Source organism: Actinomycetospora sp. (assembly GCF_055612215.1).
In genome coordinates this window covers 1-5,205 of record NZ_JBVPVA010001033.1, presented here as the reverse complement: position 1 = coordinate 5,205, position 5,205 = coordinate 1, and the positions used below count along the sequence as shown (strand labels likewise).

The following is a 5,205-nucleotide window of genomic DNA, read 5'->3' as shown; positions in this document are numbered from 1 at the left end:
GCAGATGAACCGGCACCTCACCGGCGTCGACACCGTCTTCCTCACCGCCGACCCGGCGCACACCTTCGTCTCCAGCTCGTTGGTCAAGGAGGTCGCGCGCGGGGGCGGGGACGTCTCGGCGTTCCTCACGCCCGCCGTGCTCGAGGCGCTGACGGAACGGCTCGCCGGCTTCTAGGGGTTCCCGGGGACGAGCACCCCCCTGCCGTGCATGCGTCCGCTCTCGAGGTCGGCCACCGCGTCGGCGAACGCGTCGAGCGGGTACGTGCGGGTCCGCAGGGCGATGCCGCCGCCCGCGGTGAGGGCGATCAGCTCGCGCAGGTCGTCGTGGGTGCCCACGGCGTTCCCGACGATGCTGATCTCCGGCAGCACGAGGGCGAACGTGGGCACGCGCAGCTCGCCGCCGTACCCGACCACGAAGTAGGTGCCCGCCGCGCGCACCATCGCCAGCGACGAGGCCGGCGCGTCCCCCTCGCCGACGAAGTCGATGACGGCGTCGGCGCCACCTCCGGTGATCCGGGGGACCTCGACGCTCGCGGCGTCCGGGGTGAGGGCGTGGTGGGCGCCGCACTCCTTCGCCAGCCGGAGCGCCTCGGGATCGGGGTCGACGGCGATCACCTCGGACGCGCACAGCGACCGGAGGCACTGCACGGCGATGTGCCCGAGACCGCCGATCCCGACGACGACGACCCGGGTCCCGGGGCCGAGGAGCGGGACGGCCTTGCGGACCACGTGCATCACGGTCAGCCCGGCATCGGCGTGGGGCGCGACCGCGGTGGGCTCGAGGGTGTCCGGGAGCCGCAGGACGGCCCGGTCGGTCGTCCTCGCCAGCTCGGCGAACCCGCCGGGCCGGGTCAGGCCGGTGAACACGAGGCCGGCCGCGCACCGCATGTCGTCGCCGACCCGGCACGCCGGGCACGTCCCGCAGGACTGCTGGGGGTGGCAGATGACGGCGTCGCCGACGACGACGTTCTCCACCGCCGACCCGACCTCGTGGACCCGGCCGGCGTTCTCGTGGCCGAGCGTGAGCGGTAGTTCCGTCGGCACGGCCGGCGCGAACCAGCCGTCGCGGATGTGGACGTCGGTGCGGCACAGTCCCGCCCCGGTGACCCGCACGACGACGTCGTGCGGCCCGGTGACGGTCGGCTCCGGGACGTCGTCGAGGCGCAGCGGCTCCCCGTACGCGTGGAGGCGGACGGCCTTCATGGTGTCGGTCCTCCCGGCCCGGTCGAGCTACACCAGTTCCCGGAACGCGTCCCGTGTCGTCACGCGGTGCAGCGGCCACGCCGTGCTCGTGATCCCGGCCGCGTCCGCGGCGTCCCGGACCGGGGCGAACCGGTCCGAGCCGTAGAAGGCCTCCGCCGCCGCCTCGGTCTCCCACACGTCGATCACCCGCCACCCTCCGCCCGGTGTGGCGCCCGCCAGGTGCGCGAGCAGCCCGTCCGGGTGAGGTGCGTCGAGATCGGCGAGGCCCATCGCGGCCATCAGACCGTCGTAGTCGCTCTCGCCCATGCTGTCGGTGTCGAACACGAATGCCGTCGCCATGGTCGTCTCCTGGAGGTCGGGTCAGCGGTCGCAGGGTCGGGGGCGCCGGTCGCGATCCGGTCGCAGCGCGGTCGCGGCCGTCCCGGACTGGCCCGGCCGCACCGCCCCGGACAGCCGGCGGGCCCATCCCGACATGCCGAGCCGTTCGAACGCGTCGGCCGCGGCGTCGGCCCACGGCTCGGCGGCGGCGCGGTCGCCCGCCCGCAGGTGCATGAGTGCCTCGTCGTGGTCGACGACGGCCCGCAGCGGCCGGGCCCCCTGGGCCTCCAGCACCTCCCGCGCCGCGTCGAACCACCGCGACGCCTCCGCCGGGCGCCCGTCGAGGGCGCACAGCCGGGCGAGGGCCAGGCGGGAGTCCGTCATCGGGAACCGGAAGTCCGCCGGCAGCGCCCGGTCCCGCAGCGCGGCCTCCACCACGGGGAGGTGGTCACGGCGGTCCGCGAGCCACAGCGTCTCGGCGACCTCGTATGCGGTGCGCGCGTAGTTCGGGGCCCAGGCCGGGGCGAGGTCGAGGGCCCGGACGGGCCGCGGGAGCAGGGCGAGCGCCTCGTCGACCCGGCCCGCCCGCGCCCGGACGCGGGCGCCGATGCTGGTGATGCCGGCGTTGCCCCAGTGGCGCTCCGGTGCGGGGGCCATCCACCGCGCGAAGCGGGCCAGACGCTCCGGCCAGCCCTCGTCCAGGGCGGCGGTCAGCGCGTCCTCCGCGCCCTCGTGGTGGAGGAGCTGCCAACCGAGGGGCAGTCCCGGGAGCCTCGCGACCAGCTGCCGGGAGTGCTCGAGGGCGGCCGTCGCCTCGGTCAGCCGGCCGACGGCGACGAGGCAGCGGGCCTGGCCCGAGCGCGAGTACACCGCCCAGGCGAGGCGGCCGTCGGCCTCGGCCTCGTCGGCGTCCCGCGCGAACCGGGGCACCGCCCGGGCGTAATCACCGAGCAGGAACGCGGCGACGGTGGGGTCGTCGTCGTCGGGGATCCGGTCCCGGCGCCCGTGCACGGCGGCGAGGGCGTAGCGGCCCAGGTCCCCGCGGCGGGCGAGTCGCCCCGACCGGTGCAGGGTCTCCAGCGCCGCCCGCCGGCCCGGGAGGTCCAGGGGTATGCCGGGGTGGTCCGGGTCCGCGGCCTCGCGGCGTTCGAGGTCGAGCAGTGTCAACGACGCCCGGCCGACCGGGTCGACGCCGCCGGCCGGGGCCTCGCCGTCGGCGGCGAGCGCCCAGGCGTGGGTGATGCTGCCCGCCGCCGCCAGCACCGTGGCCACCTCCGCGCGCGTCGTGGCACCCGCGCCGGCGGCGAGCGCGGCGCGCGCGGACCCGACGGCCTCGTCGAAGCGGAGCGCCCACGCCAGGGCGTCGGCGCGGCGGGCGAGGAGCGTCGCGCGCCGGTGGTCGTCGGGCGGGAGCAGGTCGAGGGCGATCCGCAGGAAGGCCGCCCGCTCCTCGTGGGCGCCCATGGACCCGGCCCGGTCGGCGGCCTCGACCGCGGGCGCGACGCCGGCCGCGGAGCCCGGGAGGGAGGCCGCGCGGTGGTACTGGAGCGCCACCTCGGCTGCGCCGATCCGCACGCCCGCGCGCCGTGCGGCCGCGAGCGCGACGGCGAGCTCCCGGTGCAGCCGTAGGCGTCGTGACGGGTTCAGCTCCCGGAGGACCGCGTGCCGGATGAGCGCGTGGGTGAAGTCGTAGCGGTCCGGGGAGGCGTCCGGGACGATCAGATCGGCCTGGAGGGCCTCGTCGAGGGCGAGGAGTCCCTGGGCGTCGCGGAGCCCTGCGGCCCGCCGGACGGGGTCGAAGGGGAACGGGCCCTCGACCACCGCGGCGAGGTCGAGGAGGCGGTTCGTCCTCACCGTCAGGCGACGCCGCCGCCGGGCGATCACCTGGCGGACCCCCTCAGGCACGGTGGTCAGCGGGAGCGAGGCCGCGAGCGTCCCGTCCGGCCCCACGCGGAGCTGCCGGTCCTCGCGCAGGTGCGTGACGATCTCCCGGGCGAACAGGGGATTGCCGCCGGTCTCGGCGGCGATGGCCCCGACCAGTTCGGCACCGACGGGAGCACCCGCCATGGCGCTCACCAGCCGTCGCATCGACCCGACGTCCAGTCCGCCGAGACCGACGACCCGACACTCCGTCTCGCCGCAGAGCGCGCCGAGTGCCTCGCTGAGCGGGTGCGCCCCGGTGACCTCGCTGCCGCGGTACGCGCCGACGACCAGCAGGCGGTGGTCGGCCGCGTGACGGGCGACGTGGCGCACCATGGCGACCGTGCCGTCGTCGGCCCAGTGCAGGTCGTCGACGACGAGCACGACCGGGGCCTCGGCACTGCGCGCCGTCACGAACCGGGCCATCGCGTCGAGCAGCCGTGACCGCAGCTCGTCCGGCCGCAGCTCCGGGCGGCCCGACGGGACCGCGCCGTCGGTCAGCGGCCGGAGGGCCGGCGGAGCAGCGGCTCCGTCGAGGCAGGCCTCGAGCGCCTCGGCGAACGGGTGGTACGGGAGCCCGCCCGCTTCCGGGCACCGACCGCGCAGGACGCGGGCGCCCCGGGCGGTCGCCCGTGCGGCCAGCTCGCCCAGGAGCCGGGTCTTGCCGATGCCGGGCTCGCCGCACAGGAGGGTCACCCGTCCCCGCCCGTCCTCGGCGTCGGCCAGGTGCTCGAGCAACGTCCCGAGCTCCGCGTCGCGACCGATGCAGGCCGCCGCCCTGGTCGTGCTCGTGGTCCGTCCCGGTCCCGGCCCGGTCGACGGTGCCGCGGGCCGCAGGACCGGATCCTGGGCCAGGATCGCGGCTTCCAGGGCCCGGACCTCCGGCCCCGGGTCGACCCCGAGCTCCTCGCCCAGGAGCCCGGCCAGCCGCCGGTAGGCGTCGAGCGCCTCGCCCTGCCGTCCGTCCCGGTACAGGGCCAGCATCAGGTGGGCCCACCGGCGCTCGCGCAACGGCTCCTCCGCGACGAGCTTCTCGCACTCGGCGACGACGTCGGGGTGGTCGCCCGCGGCCAGCAGCGCGGACGTGCGCTCCTCGACGGTCGTCGCGCGCAGCTCGTCGAGGGCGGCCGCCTCGCCGCGGGCGAAGGGGCGGTCGGCGAACTCCGCGAGGGACCGGCCCCGCCAGAGCGCCAGGGCCGCGTCGAAGGCGTGGACCGCCGCGCCGAACTCCCCGACGGCGGCCTCGCGGCGGCCACGCACGATCGATGCGCGTGCCGCGCCCACGTCCGTCGGAATCGTCGTGAGCCGGTAGCCGGGTGTACAGGTGACGATCGTCGCGCTCCCCAGACGCCGGCGGAGGCGCAGGACGTAGTTCTGGAGGGTCTTGCTCGACGTGCGGGGCGGGGACCCGTCCCAGAGCGCGTCGACCAGTTGGTCCTCGGGCACGACCCGACCCGGGTGGGTGGCCAGGACGGACAGCAGGCACCGCTCCTTCGGGCCGCCCAGCCGCACCTCGCCGGTCGGCCCGACCACGTCGACCGGACCGAGCAGCCGGACCATCGTGTGCATGTGACCAGGGTCACGTCAGGGTCACCGGTGTGTCCAGGTGCCGCCGGATGTCGCGCGGACACGCCGGGGCGGGGGCGAATGCGCGGACCCCGGGCGCGGGCGCCGCACACTGACCTGCGGAGTCAACGCAGGAGGTGGCCGACGTGTACCGGGTGTTCGAGGCGCTCGACGAGCTGGTGACCATCTGCGAGGAGG

The 5,205-nt window shown here is 76.7% G+C and carries 3 protein-coding genes; all 3 read right to left on the bottom strand.

Features of this window, described 5'->3' with window-relative positions; translation table 11 throughout:
* Positions 1-171: 171 nt before the first annotated feature.
* The 3 genes from AC0CYZ_RS27980 to AC0CYZ_RS27970 are packed head-to-tail and all read right to left on the bottom strand — an operon-like array spanning position 172 to position 5,010.
* The gene (locus AC0CYZ_RS27980; RefSeq protein ID WP_472221379.1) at positions 172-1,203 is read right to left on the bottom strand and encodes an NAD(P)-dependent alcohol dehydrogenase; all 1,032 of its coding nucleotides are present in this window, start codon (positions 1,201-1,203) and stop codon (positions 172-174) included.
* Positions 1,204-1,230: 27 nt separating this feature from the next.
* A complete protein-coding gene (locus tag AC0CYZ_RS27975) occupies positions 1,231-1,542 on the bottom strand; it encodes a hypothetical protein (RefSeq protein ID WP_472221378.1) in 312 nt (103 codons plus the stop codon).
* A gap of 21 nt (positions 1,543-1,563) precedes the next feature.
* Complete coding sequence (locus AC0CYZ_RS27970; protein WP_472221377.1) at positions 1,564-5,010, bottom strand: BTAD domain-containing putative transcriptional regulator; 3,447 nt, start codon at positions 5,008-5,010, stop codon at positions 1,564-1,566.
* Positions 5,011-5,205: the final 195 nt, after the last annotated feature.

Excerpts from the sequence above, each read along its gene's own strand:
- AC0CYZ_RS27980 (WP_472221379.1), bottom strand. The coding sequence starts at position 1,203 with ATGAAGGCCGTCCGCCTCCACGCGTACGGGGAGCCGCTGCGCCTCGAC.
- AC0CYZ_RS27975 (WP_472221378.1), bottom strand. The coding sequence starts at position 1,542 with ATGGCGACGGCATTCGTGTTCGACACCGACAGCATGGGCGAGAGCGAC.
- AC0CYZ_RS27970 (WP_472221377.1), bottom strand. The coding sequence starts at position 5,010 with ATGCACACGATGGTCCGGCTGCTCGGTCCGGTCGACGTGGTCGGGCCG.